This window comes from Sutcliffiella horikoshii (assembly GCF_008180725.1).
In the GTDB taxonomy this organism is placed as follows: Bacteria; Bacillota; Bacilli; order Bacillales; family Bacillaceae_I; genus Sutcliffiella_A; species Sutcliffiella_A horikoshii_B.
On record NZ_VTEV01000005.1, the window covers coordinates 298,410 to 313,545 of the forward strand.

The following is a 15,136-nucleotide window of genomic DNA, read 5'->3' on the forward strand; positions in this document are numbered from 1 at the left end:
TTTAAGGACGTGAGGATTGTTGTTTGGTTACATTTTTTAAAAATAAAAAAAAGCGGTTCTCCCGCTCTTCTAGTTTACACTAGGAAACGAGAGGACCGCTCCTTCATTTAAATTGAAATAAATTTGCAAGTTCGATCATATCTACTTTTAACTGTTCTATCTCTTCCTTTGTCATGTCCTTTGGTTGGAACGATTTAGGTGTTGTGAAAAGGTAAAGAAAATCTTCAGTAACTACCCTCAAGTTCATCCCTCCCATTTCTTGTCCGGAAACTTCAAGAAAGGCTGGATGTCCCCCAGCTACTAGTTCTTCAGACTCGTAAGGAACAGAAGAATGATAATTTAAATCCACAGTCAATTGTTTATACATTTCCTCCTGAGACAGTTCATTGGGTTCTATTAAGATATGAAGAAAATCACTTAAACTCTCATTCAATTGATAAGGATATTTAGCGTATGAAGCCCTAGTGATAGTAGGCTCCCCACTAATTCCTTCTACATATTCCTGTGCATTCAAAGGAAAGAATTGATATTCCGGATCCAACAGGATGACATTGTCCTGCTGTTTTGCTGTAATTGGTTCTTCAGTCGGAAATATTGTTTCTTTTTCTATTGCAGGAGAATCTTCCGTCAATGACCTCCAATGGTCTTGAAGCAAAATAGGAGTACCCATTAAGAAAAACAAAGTTGCTGCAATAAGAAGGACTTTTGCCGTTCTCCGCTTTTTCTTTATTTTATACATGTCTGCACCAATTCGCTCCCTTACCAAATCGGCTCTATCCTGATTCCACTCCACATCATGCTCTAACCTTTTTAATGACTGGTCCAAACCGTAGTCACCTTCTAAACTGCTTCTCTTCATGATTTACCTCCCCCTTCATATGTTCAGTCAAGGTCTGGATGGCCCGAAACAAGGTTGACTTTACTTTACTTTCCGACCAATCCAGGATGTGGGCTGTTTCCAGAATAGAAAAGCCTTTAATTTTTCGAAGGATTATCACCTGTTTATAGTTATCCTTAAGATTGTTCAGTGCCTCATAAAGTTCACGTGAGTTCTCTTTAAGAATGACAATGTCCTCCGATGAATCGGATTGCTCTTTTTGGAAAACTTGATGGAATAACCTTATCGGTTTCATTTTCCTCAGGTGATCAACTGTGGTATTGTGAGCAATCCTAAAGAGCCAAGTCTTCGGTGAAGAATCCCTTTTATATGTATGATGATGCTTGTATGCCCTTAAAAAAGTCTCTTGCGTCAAATCTTCTGCCTGCTGACTGTCTTTGACCATGAGAATAATGTATTTGAAAATAGTCTGATGGTATTGGCTATACCACTCCTCTATCTCATTTTCTTTATAGAATGACACCAGGTTTCCCCCTTCATTTTTTTGACACTGTATAGACGGGCGAACTTCGAAAAAGTTTTAAAATAATTTCTAAAAATAAAAAAATGGCTTCTTGCCTCTTACACAGAAGCAGGAGAACCATCCTTATAGTATCTTCACTTCATTCCAGATTTCCCATTAATCACTGCGCGTTCCAGTAACTTGGCTTACTCCATTTAATACTTATTTTCAGGGTTATTTTACCATATTTTTTTGATGGAGGGGGGAAGATTTTTCGTAATTAGATGAAGACCTCCACACTTCGTTTTTCACCGTACTGAGGTCCTCATCACCCTAATGAAGACCTCCACACTTCGTTTTTCGCGTCACAGAGGTCTTCATCAACCGTATGAAGACCTCCACACTTCAGTTTTCACCGAACAAAGGTCTTCATCACCCCAATGAAGACCTCCACACTTCGTTTTCCACCGAACAGAGGTCTTCATCAACCCAATGAAGACCTCCACACTTCAGTTTTCACCGCACAGAGGTCTTCATCAACCGTATGAAGACCTCCACACTTCAGTTTTCACCGCACAGAGGTCTTCATCACCCCAATGAAGACCTCCACACTTCGTTTTCCTCCGTTCAAATGTCTTCATCACCACAATAATATGCTCCCTTATAAGTAGTCGCGCTAAAATTTACAGCAAGTCAACTATTATCTGTCCTTCTCTTTCTCCATCACCGCAAAATAATTCCCTTCCCCATCGGCAAAGTTAAACACCTTACCGGAAGGCATCTCTACCATCTCGCCAACCGTTACACTTTTATCCGTCAGGTCTGCATATAGCCCTTCAAGATCCTCCGTAAAAAACATCATAGAAGGTGTACCCAGGTTGAGATCTGGTGACATTTTAGCAACAAATTCCTTATTGTGGAGGATGATGCTTGTTTCCGATTCCTTTGAAGGCGCTATTTCTATCCATCTCTTTCCTTCCCCATTGTCCTCTTCCGAAATTACGTGGAACCCTACTTTTTCCGTCCAGAAATTTATCGCATCATCTTGGTTGTTAACGTAAAGCATGATTTGCCCGAGATTATTGATCATCTTTTTTTTGCCTCCTTTAAGGTTTATGTAGTAACAATTTCTCGTTACTTTATTAAAATCCTTTAAGTGAATGGAACAAAAAGTCTTCCCATAATATAAAAACTTATGTAAACTTAATTTATTGAAAAGTTAACAAAAATGGAGGAACATTAAATGACAGCAAAAAACGAAAGATTAAGATGGCTAATTTTATGCTCTATGTTCGCCGCTATTACAGCGGTGCTCGCACAAATGGAAATCCCATTGCCGCTCGTGCCAATCAGCGGGCAAACACTTGCTGTAGGACTTGCAGCAACCATTCTTGGAAGTAGATACGGGGCTATGTCCATGGTCTGTTATGTCTTGCTTGGTGCAGTCGGCTTACCGGTGTTTGCAGAAATGAAAGGTGGAGCTGGAGTACTTGTTGGTCCTACAGGTGGATACATATTCGGCTTTATCCTAGCTGCATTTTTCACTGGCTACATATTAGAAAAAACAGCTTTCACATTAAAATGGGCAATGCTTGCCAACACGGTGGGGATGATTATTACGCTTGTGATGGGAACTGTTCAGTTAAAATTTGTGATGGATATGTCATGGGCAGATGCGTTGAAGTTCGGGGTTTATCCTTTTATTGTGGTGGGATTGATTAAAGCTTTTTTGGCAAGTTGGATTGGGATTACAGTAAGAAGACGTCTGAAGCAGGCTAACCTTTTGCAGGTAAAAGGGGATGTAGCTGCATAATACTCTGGTGTATAATAAAAAAAGAGAGAAGTGCGCCAACACTTCTCTCAACGAATTTTATTAATATGATTGCCACCTTTTCTTTTTACCGAAGCAGAAGGTGGTTTTCTTTTGCCCAATTTCCTTGCGATATCACTACCTCGCCACCATCTTCCTACGATCCGTCCCCGTAAAAGCAAGACCTAACCATAAGCCAACTCCAACCAAGAAGAACACCATAAAGGAACTGATTGCAATATAGATCTCTCCTGTTGCAAACCCTGTTGTAAATGCCACAAACAAACTAAATGCGACCAACCCGATTGCCACTGCATATAAAATCGCACGAACCCTATTCATCGCATATTTCTTACTGCTTTCTCTAGTTAATCCGCTATACGTAATGATGGCAACCCCAAACACAACAAAAATCGCAGTCCCTGTCACAGCTTCCAAGTCCATGTCCATAAAATACAACATGGCAGATGTTAATACGCCGAACAGAATCAGCAATATGCCAGTGATCAAACCGGCCGCGGAGATTCGCGCTGTCATGGATGAGTACACCGCCTGCTTCGCTTTGTCCTGCCCGACTTCCCGCATATCATCGACAAGTCCGCTAAGGTCGCCCATGGAACTTACTGCTTCTTTGAATGCAGCCTGCTCATTCATCCCATCCTTCTTATAGTCCGCGATTTTTTCTTTTAGATTAGTTGCTAGCTCTTCTTTAAGATCAAATAATTGCTGACTTTCACCAACACCGGAGAAAAGGCCATCCACATACGCCTGAACTTTTTTGTCCACATCACTTCTCTTCATTCTCGATTCCTCCCTCTATCAAGTAATTAAGTATCTCTTTAGCAAACTTCCATTCTTTCTTATATTGCTCGTAACGTGCCGTACCGTTTTCTGTGATGCGGTAGTATTTTCGGCGGCCGCCCTGGGTTTCATCTCCCCAATAAGAAGCAATAGAGCCTTCCTTCTCCAGGCGCCGAAAAGCTGTGTAAAGCGTTGCCTCTTTCAACTCATATTGATTTTCACTTAGTTCCATAATGGTCTTATAAATTTGATAACCATAACTGTCCCCTTGGCGGAGCACATTCAGAATGATGGTATCTGTATGCCCCCGTATCAAATCAGTCGATATTTTAGTTTCCACATTTTCTCACCTCCTGGTTATAATTTATAACATATTACTATGTCTGTCAAAGTAATTTTTACAACAAAGTACTTGGTTTATTAAATTCCACAAATTACTAATTTTATAAAAGAAACTTCTTCCGCTTCTTTTCGTACTAATTAGTAGACAGTTTAAGGAGGAGTAGCAATGTCCCTATTTTCAAAACTAATTACAAGTGTCGGAATTGGCTCGGCGAAAGTGGATACGAAGTTGAAGAAGAACTATTTTATGCAAGGGGAAGTGTTGGATGGAGTTGTGGGTATTTTGGGTGGAAGTTCCAATCAAAAAATTGATGCCATTCATTTAAAACTGATGACGCTGCACGGTCATGAAGGTAGCAGCCGCCTCACCAACACAGTCATACATACGCACAAACTAAATGATTCCTTTACCATTCATGCAGGAGAGCGAAAGGAAATCCCATTCTCTTTCCCCATTCCTTTAGATACACCTATCACCATGCAGGATCCAGAGACAGGCAAAATATTCCGCCTGTTTGGATTGCAACGGAAGCGGATGTCAAGAATGCTGTGGATCCGAGGGATAAGGACTACATCACCATTGAACCAACCAAGGTACACGAGCAAATCCTCGACGCCCTGAGAGTCCTGGGATTAAAGTTCCGCCAAATGGAAACCCAGAAGCTTCCCTTCAACTTAAAATCCGAAAAAGTATTCGGCCAACAATACGAATTCGTCCCTACATTCGGAAAATATTTTAAAAGACTAGAAGAAATTGAGGTTTACATTTTCCAGGGAGATATAGAAACAACGGTGCTGTTTGATGTGGATAAACTGCGGAGAAACCCCTTATCCTCGGTTGTGGATAAGTTGAATTTGGATAAAAACAGAGGTAGCGTGACGTTTAAGAATGAGCAGATCTTGAATGACAGAAGATCTGTGAGTGATGAGTTTGAGAAGATTATTGATAGAGTGCTATAAAGCAATGAAAAGCCGATCCTGAAAGTGGGATTGGCTCTTCTGGTAATCTATTAGACACTTTCTTCTGCTTTGTACACTCTTTTGTCCAATTGAGCATTTCCATTAGACACTTCCACCTGCTTCGTCCACCTTTTTGTCCAATAGAGGCCTTCTATTGGACACTTCCGCCTGCTTCGTCCACCTTTTTGTCCAATAGAGCCCTTCTATTGGACACTTCCACCTGCTTCGTCCACCTTTTTGTCCAATAGGGCCCTTCTATTGGACACTTCCACCTGCTTCGTCCACTTTTAGTCCAATAGAGCCCTTCTATTGGACACTTCCACCTGCTTCGTCCACTTTTTTGTCCAATAGAGCCCTTCTATTGGACACTTCCACCTGCTTCGTCCACTTTTAGTCCAATAGAGCCTTGCTATTAGACAGATATCCTCTTATTACAACACTCTTGTCCAATAGACAATTTCTATTAGACAAATACAGCTTCCCTTTTCACCAACTGTCTAAAACCTCTCCTTCCACTTGATAAAGAACAAAAATATACCGCCTCCTCGCAAACTGAAAGATAATCAGTCAACAGAAAACGGTAATTTCAATCTATTTAAACAACTCTTTGAACAAAGTCCAGAACCCCTTCTTTTCCTCAGGCTCCGCTTCCTTCGTTTTCTTCTCTTCCATCTTTATTGCTTCCGTTTTGATAACAAACTGAACGGAAGTAACTTTCTCATTCTCTTCAGAAACAAATGACACCGGTTTGAAATCTGATTTATCGTATTCCTGAATCATTTTATCAATCTCGGCTTGCATTTTTGCAGGCAGGTCCTTGGTTTCAGAATACAATTCCTCTGTTCCCTCAGACAACTCATCCACACCTGTAGACAATTCACTCGTACCGTCCGTCAAGCCAAGCAAGCCTATGTGAACTTGTGAATAGTTTGTGGACAGCTCGCCTACTCCATTCGTATAACTCACAAGCCCGGAATGGAACTGATTATAGTTGGCTGCCAATGTTTCCAAGCCCTTTGTCAACTCCGCCAAACCACTCAAGTCTGTTTCCTCTAAGGAAGCGGAAAGTTCATCAGCAATCGTCGTCAACGTGCCGCTTATTCCTCTTACTGCTCCGTCAACCTGGGTCAGGGATGGTTCGACCGCAGCAAATGCTTCCTGCACCTGTGCATAAGTCCCTTTCACCTTTTGGGCAGCTGCGTAGTTGGCCGTTAACTTATCCACAACTGCAGGATCTGCTCCACTCTCATATAAAGCGGCAATCTCTTCCTCTGATAGGTCACCAGCGGGAATTTCAGTAATGGCACCATCTAGTACAGCATATGCCGCAGCATAGTTTTCTTGTAGAGCAGCGAGCCCGTTTGCCGTTTCATTTAAGCCTTTCGCTAGCTCACGCAATCCAGCAGGTAATTCTGTCAAACTGCTCAAATCAACGTCAGCCGCACCAGCGGATAGTTCCCGGTTAATTGTTCCTAATGCTTCTTTTATAGAGTTCGATGCCCCAACCAACTCAGATGACGATCCATTCAGCTGATTGATTCCATTTTTATATTGTACAGACCCGTCACGCAGTTTCGCCGCACCGCTGTTCAACTCAGAAACTCCGTCCTGCAACTGCCCAACCCCATCATTCAATTGCCCGATGGCATCAGACAGTTCTGCCATATCACCTGTCATCCCTTCCGTTCCGGTTGTATCAATCGGAAGGCTGGATGGGACTGCGGCAATCTCGACACCATTAAATTCAAAGTTTTCCACATATGCCTCAACTCGTAGCTGCTCTTCTTTTCCAGGCATTACCGTAAAGGTAATCTGTTTATTTTTCCCGACATTCGCCTGCATGCCACCAGAGGATGCTTCGATATTCTGATACGTATTCGGCATCGTCAGGGAAACTTGCAGCAAGTAATTTTCATAAAAGACGGATGCAACGTTGTTGTTGGCAGCTGTCTCCACCTGTATCTCAACATGTCCGCTTTCCCCAGCAAGCTCTGATGGATCCACTTTACGGCCATCTAAAAGATACGTAACCGTTACATCCCAAGGCAGTTGAGTTCCTTCTTCCAAGTCCCCTTGGTAGTAGAACTTCCCTTCCTGTTCCACATCTGCCGCCACACGCTCTCCTTCTTGCTCAAGCTCTGTCATGTCCGTCAAGTTTTTCACCGATTTATAATCGCCAAAATCGAGGATTTCCCCAGCCTTGGCAACCTCGAGGGTATTCACAACATAGATTGGGCCGAGATCTCCGTTTGCTTTCAGTGTCGCATAGACCACTTCTTCCTTAGATCGCACATTCTTTTGATCTTCAGCGAAAGCCCCACTCGCATTCCCAAGAAATGAAGGCAAGAAAATCATTCCGGCTAGTGTAACATATAGTAGTTTTTTCTTTCCCATCATCACTTCTCCTCTTTAAAATTGGACTTATAGGTCGTTTTCTTAATGAATTTATCACACACTAGCAGCATAGCCGGCAGGAAGAACAGCACCATGATAAACGCCAGCAACGCACCTCTTCCAAGCAACAGTCCGATCGAACCAACAATCGGGTTAGAAGACGTAATCCATAAAATAAACCCGACACTCGAAAGGATGGCTGCTGAAATAGAAATCGAGAAGGTCTTCTCATCTAGCGTTTTAATAATCGCCTTCTTTGCAGACATTTCCTTGCGATGGTGCGTGTAAGCCTCAGTAAACAATATTCCATAATCAACCGTTGCCGCTAACTGTACCGTACTGATGATGAGGTAGCCAACGAACACAAGTGACGTTTCGCTGAAGTAAGGGATGGATAAGTTTATCCACACTGAAGACTGAATGGCTAGTAACAATACAATCGGTATCGAAATGGACCGGAAACCAATCAATAACACAATGGCAATCGTCACAACCGTCAACACATTGACCAAAATATTATCCTTGGTTACCGTGTTTTTTATATCATACAACGTCACGCTCTCCCCAAGGCTGAGCGCGGAATCCCCGTAATACACGGTTGCGGCTTTATCCACATTTTCCACAATCGCAAACGGAATGTCTCCTTCTGTCGCCTGATTCGTGTTAATAACTATCCGGCTATAATTTTCCGAATAAAATTCATTTCGGATTTCTTCATCCAAGTACTCTGGTGGAATCACAGGATCCACCATATTTACGTAAGACACCACACTTGTGACATAGTCCAGGGATTCAAGCTCTGCCACAAGCTCCTCCTCTTTTGCCACCTCGCCTTTTGGCACCAAGAGGACAATAGGTGTAATCTCACCGAACGATTCGTTGATTTTCTTATAGTCCGCACCTGCTCTCGTATGGTCTGGCAGTTCACCAAATCCATATGTAAAAGAAGTATTGGTCTGCGCAAGGAATGCGGGTACCAATAGTGCAAGGACAATAAGTAAACTCGGAACTCTTAACTTCACCACGAAGTTGCCGATTCCCTCAAAACTTGGGATAAAGCTCTTATGCTGCGTTTTATCCATCCATTTATAAAAGAACAATGTTAATGCAGGTAAAAATACCATCACACTTATGAAACTAAGGACGATCCCCTTCACCAAGTTCAATCCAAGGTCAGAACCAATCTCAAATTCCATAAACGTAAGAGCAATAAATCCGAAGAATGTCGTAGCCGCACTTGCCGTGATGGCCGGGAACGACTTTTTCATCGCAAGCTCCATGGCCTCTTCGGGATTGTTTGTTTTTTTTCGATATTCTGAAAAGCTGTGTAGGAGGAACACCGCATAATCAAGTGAGACGGCGAGCTGTAAGATTGGCGCCACCGACTGCGTCACAAAGGAAACCTCACCGATAAAGATATTGGTTCCTAAGTTGATTAGGACGGATACACCAATTGCTGTAAGGAAGAATACCGGTTCCACCCAGGATGTTGTGGAAATGATGAGAATGAAAATGATGATTGGCACAAGCAGCATGGCCGCATACATGGATTCGTTCCCTGCCATTTTTTGCGAGGTGGCGGTGTTGATCGCTTCCCCAGCGATTGCACCATTTTCGCCAATCAATTCATAAACGGCATCTGTAATCGCCACCTCATCCCCACTGCGGACGCTGATGGAGAATAAGGCATTGCCATCCTTGTAGTAACTTTCGACCATCTCCTGATCCGCTATTTCAAGCGGCGTTTTCAAGTCGACCACATCATCAAGCCAGATTACTTCTGCCACTCCATCAATGGCTTCTAATTTCTCTTTATACGTAACGGCTTCCTGTATCGTCACATCAGAAATCATGACCCGAGTATCCGGTACAGAGCCCGTAAATTCTTTTTCCATGATCTCCATTGCCTTGGTCGACTGGGCATCATCTGGCAGATAATCTACCATATTATAATTAACCGAAACAAAAAACTGCGCCACGGTCGAGATGATGGTCACCAACGCAAACACAATCAAAACAGCCTTTTTATGTTTTATAATACGTGATGCAATATTTATCGTTGTTCATCCTCTCTTGTGTCGTACCCCTTTTCATCTTATTATTATATTAGACACGGTGTTGGGTATACAACAAACAGTTGTGTTCCGGATGTTAGATAGACAACAAATCATTCTATTGTGTTGTTTTTTAAGAAAGGTAGTGATGTAATGAGCGAAAAAAAGGATAGAAGAAAGCAGTACACACGCATGGTGCTGAAGGAAAGTTTGTTAGATTTATTAAAGGTAAAATCGATTGCAAGCATTACCATAAAAGAAATATGTACAAAGGCGGATATAAATCGCTCCACCTTTTACGCCCACTATTCCAGTCAGTACGACCTGCTCGATGCCATTGACGACGAATTCACCGTAGACATGGTCAAAACGCTTAACCAATATAATTTCTCAAAAGAAGACGAGGCATACCAAATGACCGAGAAAATCTTCGAATACATCGCCTCTAAGAGTGATATTTGTTGTATCCTGTTAAGCGAAAACACCGAAGTGCAATTCCAGAAAAAAGGCATGATGATTGCAAAGGAATACATACTGAAGAATTTTATTCCTCATAAACAAGTAGACGCAGAGACCTTCGAATACTTAAGTATATTCTTTGTGAGTGGGAGTATTTATATGATCAAAAACTGGTTGGAAAGTGGGATGAACAAGACCCCTAAGGAGATGGCGGGGTTGTTGAATGAGTTTCTGAACCGCGGATTGAGGGGACAGGCACGGTGACGCAGAGAGTTCCTTTGGACAAGAGGGAAAGTTAAATGGGGAGGGACTTTGGAAAATAAGTTGGGTTAATGGAAAATAAATCGGTGACTTTGGAAAATAAAATCATCCCAACGGAAAATAAATACCCGCTTTTGGAAAATAATTCACCCGAACGGACCATATCCCCCTCGATTCCGGGAGGCTCATCATCAAATGGCGCCTTAATTTCCCGCCTAAACTAGCAAACTGGCTGATTCTCAAGACTTCTAGCTCATAAAGAAAAAACAAGACCTACACATCAGGTCTTGTCTCCAACTCTATCTATTTCGCATTCTGATCTGGCTGGTGGATACCAAACACATTGCCTTCGGTGTCCATATAGTAACCCTGCCATGCCATACCAGGCAACGCATGCTTTGGCACCGCCACTTTCCCGCCGTTCTCAAGTATCAATTTCTCTGTAACATCGTACGCCTCCACACCAATTGTGCAGGCAAACCCATTTAGAGGTTGATTGGCCTCAGGCGCAGCACCTTTTCGTTGCATCAATGCACCATTGATACCAAGCTCATTCTCGTCCCCTGTCACCGCTCCAAAATACGGAGTTCCTGCGTATTCGCTCCAATCTTGAAACGTCCATCCAAACACCTCACCATAAAACCCCTTCGCACGCTCCATGTTATCCACATGAATTTCGAAATGAATTAATCTTCCCATAGTACCCCTCCTACTAGATTAATATTTCAAATATGTACCAACTTACTTCTCTATCATAAATCATAGATAGATAAGGGTTCAATAGTAGTTATGAAAATTCAGAAATTTACGTTGGGTTGAGGGGACAGGCACGGCGACCCAGCGTGTGGAATATGACGTATTTTGTCGAATGGCAATTATAATACCTATAGTCGCTAATAAAATAAAAAAATGGCTAATAAATTCTAGAGTTTGGACAATAAATCCAATAGTTGGACAATAAACTTTTCCCACCAAACCAAAAGGAGCCATGCATGTTGGCTCCCATTACACTTTAACGGCCTCCCGACCAGCTACTCGCAGACCTTTCCGCGAAAAAACGACCACAAATACTGAAGCGACCACCAAAATACCCGCCAAGATAGTAAAACACATCATAATTTGCCCCATGGAAACAAGTCCCGTGAACAACCCCAACAACATAATTCTTAACAAAAGCCCTACTGCTCTCAGCAAGCCATCGACCCTGCCAATAATCCCATTTGGAATCCGATCCATCATGAAAGTATTCCGAGCAACCCTTGCTCCACTGTTACCGAGGGCGATTAACAACATCATGAACAGATAGCCACCCACGGGTAAATACACCATAACTGAAATAGCAATTGTAAAAAGTAGCATCGTCCCTGCCACCAGCTTCTCATCCTCAAATTTTCGCGCGGCAATCGGAACAAAAATCCCAGCCAGCACGGCACCCAGCCCATAAACCATCCCCTGGATACCATAAATATTCCCCTCCACTTTCAACACATTGGCCAAGTAGACAGGAAACAAATAGTTGGTGAGCATGACCCCGATGAATGGCAGGGACGATGCCAGCAAAAACAGGAACATACCTGGCTCCCTTTTTACATAATTAATAACTTCAGATGTACTTACTGTAACTGCTTTTTCTTTTCGCGTTCTCACATACGGTATTTTCGTAAAAAAGTAGATGGCAAGTGCGTACGTCCATACATCTAAAAGCAAAATGTAATGAAGATCCCACTTTAACAGAAGAATACTAGCAATCGCTCCAGCCACCATGCTCGACAGCTGCCCCTGCACCTCCATTGTGCCGTTCAATACCTTAAACTGATTTTTATGGAACAGCTCCTGATTTAAAGCAAACATCGTGGGATAGAAAATCGTGTAATACAAGCTGCCAATCATATAAATGACGATGTAATGCCACAGCTCGTAATCCACCCCGACAAACCCTACTCCGGAAAATAGAGCCAAAGCAACGAGACTGACGACTTTACTGCTCACAATCATACTCTTCCTAGAAATTTTATCAATTAAATACCCCAAATACGGTGTAAGCAAAAAGTTGATGATCGTCATACAAATTGCCACATACCCAAACACTTCATTGCCATTATCGCTTGTCACCAACAGCCACGGAATCGCAATCATCGTGATCCCGCTCCCAATCGATGAAGCCAAATTCGCTAAAATTATATACCGAAACCTGATGTCCTTATATAAACTGTTCATTTCCGTTCTCCCTCTCCAATTATGATACTTTCATCATAATAGAAGAAAAATTTGGCAACATTCAGCGAAGGAATGAAGTTTGAATACAGCTTTGTGATGGGATAGGTCCGACTTTAGATGTAGAGGAACTGTTTTTGCCATTGTATTACTTGTCCAATCCCACTTACTGTCCAAACACACCCATTTACTGTCGGAAATGACCACAATACTGTCGCAAAAAATGAAAATACAGTCCAATGCCTCCACTTTACTGTCCAAACTTCCCCAAATACAAGCGAAGCGACAAACACCAACCAAAAACGACCCCGCCAAGAAACAACGGAGTCGCACTATGTTATTCGGAAAGAGGCAAACCGACCACCAAGCGGGTCGGCGTGCCTGTTTGATCCCTAATATCTATCATTAAGCATCTATAATAATTAAAAAAATAAAAAATGAAATAAATAATAATGCCGCATATAAAAGCATCACCAGCCGTGCTACAAACCAATTAAAGCGATCATAGATAAGCATTGCTACAAAATTCGTCAATCCCAACAGTATTAGAATCAACAAAGATCCTAGGCAATCCGAGTACTTACACAACCCATCAAATAATCTATCACCTGCTCTTCTACTAAGTAAATATAAAAGAGCAAAGAAAAAATTAATAAATATAAATGATCCAATTGCAAAATAAATAGTTTCAACGACATTCATTTAGTATCTAGCACCCTTTACACCATCGAAGTCCAAAAAATTATCCAGATTAATTTTACCAATCCGCCAACTTGTTTAGAATAGGTGTTATGGTTTATGTTTTCTCAAAATAGCAAACTCCCACTTCAAAAGCAGTAACTTTTCTCCCATCCTTGAATTTCCCGTTTTCATAAAACACTCGCTCTAGTATACTTCCTTTTTTTAACATTCCCGAATTGTGAAAAGGTGAAACTCCACATTTCACCATCCCATTTTGTCGAATGGCATTTATATGGCCTCAAATGGACAATATAATGGGAAAGTGGACAATATAATGGGAAAGTGGACAATAAAATAAAAAGTTGGCTAATAAATCAAAAATCCGGACAATAAAACAGATAAAGAAAGAATGCTGAGGAGATGTCACATTGACTACAACAAATAAATTCGCCAATCAATCAGAGACCGATAGATTAATAGTAAGACCACTAAAGAAAGAAGACTATGAAAACTGGTTACATGAATATGAAAACCGCCTACCTTCCCAACATCCACATGATGAAGGAAAAATGGATATGAGCATTTGTACACCAGAATGGTTTCATAATCTTGTGGATAAACATCAAGAATTGGCACTGGCAGACAAAGCCCATATTTTTGGTGTGTTTAGAAAAAATGATGGGACACACATTGGGATGATCGATTTTTCCACCCTTGCCAGAGATGATTTCCATTGGGGGAGGATTGGATATACCATTCATAATCAATTTTGGAGATTAGGTTATGGCAGCGAAGCAGTAAGGGCAGCACTCGACATCGCTTTTAAACAATTGAATTTCCACCGCATTGAAGCCCACATTAACTTGGATAACACCCCTTCTGTAAAATTAGCGGAAAGTGTGGGCATGGAATTTGAATGTATTCGGAAAGGCTTTATTTTTGAAAACGATGAGTGGACGGACAACTTGGTATATTATAAAAATGTTAATTAAAATTTTTAGGGACAGGCATCGTTGTGCCTGTCCCCTCTACTCCTAGTTCATACCATTCCATTCCCCTTGATTCTTAGAGGACTTTTCTTTTTTTGCTTTCTCTTTATGAGCTTGGTTGGCTGCAGCACTGCCTAATTCCTTAGAGAATTCAGCGTCTGTTTGGCTGGCGTCAAAGCCTTTTTTATTCTTTTGATCCGCACCTGTTTTGCCGTTTCTTTTCGCCATCGTCAGTATCCCTCCTTTTTCCTTTTTCATTTCTTAGTATGAAAAGGATAGGGAAAATTATACTGACGTCGGAGGGACAGGCACTCTGACCCAAATGGGTCGCCGTGCCTGTCCCATCAAACCCCCTCAAACCAAAAAAACACCCTCAGTAACGAAGGCATTTTTATCATAATCTTTATTCTCCAAAATTTAATTGCCAGTGGACGCCAAACTTATCTGTTACTTGTCCGTATAGCTTGCTCCAGAAGGTTTCTTGCAGTTCCATATCAACTTTTCCGCCTTCTTTTAGTTGCTCAAACCAAGATGTTAAGTTATCTGTGCTATGGCTAACCAGTGCCAGTGTCACATTGTTGCCTTGAATATATTCTTGACCCGGAAAGGTATCCGAGAACATCACATTACTACCATCAATAGAAAGGCGAGTATGCATAATACGTTCTTTCGCCTCCTCAGGAAGTGGATAATCCGGGTGTTGCGGACTTTCCCCAAAGGTCATAATCTGCGGGGATTCTGTTTGAAACACCTTTGCATAAAATTCAACCGCTTCTCTACAATTCCCGTCAAATACAAGATAAACATCTACAGACACAATCTTCACCCCTA

17 protein-coding genes are annotated in these 15,136 nt (G+C 41.8%); 5 read left to right on the forward strand and 12 right to left on the reverse strand.

Annotated features, from left to right (window positions below; translation table 11 throughout):
• Nucleotides 1-103: 103 nt before the first annotated feature.
• The 3 genes from FZC76_RS13735 to FZC76_RS13745 all read right to left on the reverse strand — a co-directional run bounded on the left by FZC76_RS13735 (nucleotide 104) and on the right by FZC76_RS13745 (nucleotide 2,430).
• On the reverse strand, nucleotides 104-859 hold the full coding sequence (locus FZC76_RS13735) for a hypothetical protein (protein WP_148988740.1): 756 nt from the start codon (nucleotides 857-859) through the stop codon (nucleotides 104-106).
• On the reverse strand, nucleotides 834-1,361 hold the full coding sequence (locus FZC76_RS13740; RefSeq protein WP_148988741.1) for an RNA polymerase sigma factor: 528 nt from the start codon (nucleotides 1,359-1,361) through the stop codon (nucleotides 834-836). The genes FZC76_RS13735 and FZC76_RS13740 overlap by 26 nt, the downstream gene beginning before the upstream one ends.
• Nucleotides 1,362-2,040: 679 nt before the next feature.
• On the reverse strand, nucleotides 2,041-2,430 hold the full coding sequence (locus FZC76_RS13745; RefSeq protein ID WP_148988742.1) for a VOC family protein: 390 nt from the start codon (nucleotides 2,428-2,430) through the stop codon (nucleotides 2,041-2,043).
• A gap of 153 nt (nucleotides 2,431-2,583) precedes the next feature.
• Between FZC76_RS13745 and FZC76_RS13750 the strand changes: the two genes are divergently transcribed.
• Nucleotides 2,584-3,153 (forward strand): biotin transporter BioY, encoded by a 570-nt coding sequence (locus FZC76_RS13750; RefSeq protein WP_148988743.1) that lies wholly within the window; start codon nucleotides 2,584-2,586, stop codon nucleotides 3,151-3,153.
• Nucleotides 3,154-3,288: 135 nt separating this feature from the next.
• Here FZC76_RS13750 and FZC76_RS13755 read toward each other — a convergent pair whose 3' ends face one another.
• Together FZC76_RS13755 and FZC76_RS13760 are read right to left on the reverse strand one after the other, a co-directional pair.
• Nucleotides 3,289-3,951 carry a permease prefix domain 1-containing protein gene (locus FZC76_RS13755; RefSeq protein ID WP_148988744.1) on the reverse strand — a complete coding sequence of 221 codons (663 nt, stop codon included), beginning with the start codon at nucleotides 3,949-3,951 and terminating at the stop codon, nucleotides 3,289-3,291.
• A complete protein-coding gene (locus FZC76_RS13760; RefSeq protein WP_148988745.1) occupies nucleotides 3,938-4,291 on the reverse strand; it encodes a PadR family transcriptional regulator in 354 nt (117 codons plus the stop codon). Before FZC76_RS13760 ends, FZC76_RS13755 begins: the two co-directional genes overlap by 14 nt.
• A gap of 168 nt (nucleotides 4,292-4,459) precedes the next feature.
• Here FZC76_RS13760 and FZC76_RS13765 point away from each other — a divergent pair, with 168 nt between their 5' ends.
• Nucleotides 4,460-4,915, forward strand: a complete 456-nt coding sequence (locus tag FZC76_RS13765; protein WP_148988746.1) for a sporulation protein — start codon at nucleotides 4,460-4,462, stop codon at nucleotides 4,913-4,915.
• Nucleotides 4,843-5,253: a sporulation protein gene (locus tag FZC76_RS13770; RefSeq protein WP_187442073.1), complete on the forward strand. Its 411-nt coding sequence runs from the start codon at nucleotides 4,843-4,845 to the stop codon at nucleotides 5,251-5,253. The genes FZC76_RS13765 and FZC76_RS13770 overlap by 73 nt, the downstream gene beginning before the upstream one ends.
• Before the next feature lie 591 nt (nucleotides 5,254-5,844).
• Here the strand turns inward: FZC76_RS13770 and FZC76_RS13775 are convergent.
• Complete coding sequence (locus FZC76_RS13775; protein ID WP_148988748.1) at nucleotides 5,845-7,650, reverse strand: YhgE/Pip domain-containing protein; 1,806 nt, start codon at nucleotides 7,648-7,650, stop codon at nucleotides 5,845-5,847.
• Nucleotides 7,650-9,593: an efflux RND transporter permease subunit gene (locus FZC76_RS13780; RefSeq protein WP_262372635.1), complete on the reverse strand. Its 1,944-nt coding sequence runs from the start codon at nucleotides 9,591-9,593 to the stop codon at nucleotides 7,650-7,652. The genes FZC76_RS13775 and FZC76_RS13780 overlap by 1 nt, the downstream gene beginning before the upstream one ends.
• 261 nt (nucleotides 9,594-9,854) lie before the next feature.
• Here FZC76_RS13780 and FZC76_RS13785 point away from each other — a divergent pair, with 261 nt between their 5' ends.
• A complete protein-coding gene (locus tag FZC76_RS13785; protein WP_148988750.1) occupies nucleotides 9,855-10,424 on the forward strand; it encodes a TetR/AcrR family transcriptional regulator in 570 nt (189 codons plus the stop codon).
• Nucleotides 10,425-10,724: 300 nt separating this feature from the next.
• Here FZC76_RS13785 and FZC76_RS13790 read toward each other — a convergent pair whose 3' ends face one another.
• From FZC76_RS13790 to FZC76_RS13800, 3 genes are all read right to left on the reverse strand, one after another.
• Entirely contained in the window at nucleotides 10,725-11,120 is a 396-nt protein-coding gene (locus tag FZC76_RS13790) for a VOC family protein (protein ID WP_148988751.1), read from the reverse strand.
• 306 nt (nucleotides 11,121-11,426) lie between these two features.
• On the reverse strand, nucleotides 11,427-12,638 hold the full coding sequence (locus FZC76_RS13795) for an MFS transporter (RefSeq protein ID WP_148988752.1): 1,212 nt from the start codon (nucleotides 12,636-12,638) through the stop codon (nucleotides 11,427-11,429).
• 402 nt (nucleotides 12,639-13,040) lie between these two features.
• Complete coding sequence (locus tag FZC76_RS13800) at nucleotides 13,041-13,337, reverse strand: hypothetical protein (RefSeq protein ID WP_148988753.1); 297 nt, start codon at nucleotides 13,335-13,337, stop codon at nucleotides 13,041-13,043.
• Nucleotides 13,338-13,744: 407 nt separating this feature from the next.
• Between FZC76_RS13800 and FZC76_RS13805 the strand changes: the two genes are divergently transcribed.
• On the forward strand, nucleotides 13,745-14,308 hold the full coding sequence (locus FZC76_RS13805) for a GNAT family N-acetyltransferase (protein WP_148988754.1): 564 nt from the start codon (nucleotides 13,745-13,747) through the stop codon (nucleotides 14,306-14,308).
• A 42-nt stretch (nucleotides 14,309-14,350) separates the two neighbouring features.
• Here FZC76_RS13805 and FZC76_RS13810 read toward each other — a convergent pair whose 3' ends face one another.
• Nucleotides 14,351-14,533: a hypothetical protein gene (locus FZC76_RS13810; RefSeq protein ID WP_148988755.1), complete on the reverse strand. Its 183-nt coding sequence runs from the start codon at nucleotides 14,531-14,533 to the stop codon at nucleotides 14,351-14,353.
• Nucleotides 14,534-14,708: 175 nt separating this feature from the next.
• A complete protein-coding gene (locus tag FZC76_RS13815) occupies nucleotides 14,709-15,122 on the reverse strand; it encodes a VOC family protein (protein ID WP_148988756.1) in 414 nt (137 codons plus the stop codon).
• Between the last annotated feature and the right edge of the window lie 14 nt (nucleotides 15,123-15,136).

Bases quoted from the DNA above. Each gene is read 5' to 3' on its own strand.
- FZC76_RS13735 (WP_148988740.1), bottom strand. From the start codon at position 859: ATGAAGAGAAGCAGTTTAGAAGGTGACTACGGTTTGGACCAGTCATTA.
- FZC76_RS13745 (WP_148988742.1), bottom strand. From the start codon at position 2,430: ATGATCAATAATCTCGGGCAAATCATGCTTTACGTTAACAACCAAGAT.
- FZC76_RS13750 (WP_148988743.1), top strand. From the start codon at position 2,584: ATGACAGCAAAAAACGAAAGATTAAGATGGCTAATTTTATGCTCTATG.
- FZC76_RS13755 (WP_148988744.1), bottom strand. From the start codon at position 3,951: ATGAAGAGAAGTGATGTGGACAAAAAAGTTCAGGCGTATGTGGATGGC.
- FZC76_RS13765 (WP_148988746.1), top strand. From the start codon at position 4,460: ATGTCCCTATTTTCAAAACTAATTACAAGTGTCGGAATTGGCTCGGCG.
- FZC76_RS13775 (WP_148988748.1), bottom strand. From the start codon at position 7,650: ATGATGGGAAAGAAAAAACTACTATATGTTACACTAGCCGGAATGATT.
- FZC76_RS13780 (WP_262372635.1), bottom strand. From the start codon at position 9,593: ATGGTAGATTATCTGCCAGATGATGCCCAGTCGACCAAGGCAATGGAG.
- FZC76_RS13785 (WP_148988750.1), top strand. From the start codon at position 9,855: ATGAGCGAAAAAAAGGATAGAAGAAAGCAGTACACACGCATGGTGCTG.
- FZC76_RS13790 (WP_148988751.1), bottom strand. From the start codon at position 11,120: ATGGGAAGATTAATTCATTTCGAAATTCATGTGGATAACATGGAGCGT.
- FZC76_RS13795 (WP_148988752.1), bottom strand. From the start codon at position 12,638: ATGAACAGTTTATATAAGGACATCAGGTTTCGGTATATAATTTTAGCG.
- FZC76_RS13800 (WP_148988753.1), bottom strand. From the start codon at position 13,337: ATGAATGTCGTTGAAACTATTTATTTTGCAATTGGATCATTTATATTT.
- FZC76_RS13810 (WP_148988755.1), bottom strand. From the start codon at position 14,533: ATGGCGAAAAGAAACGGCAAAACAGGTGCGGATCAAAAGAATAAAAAA.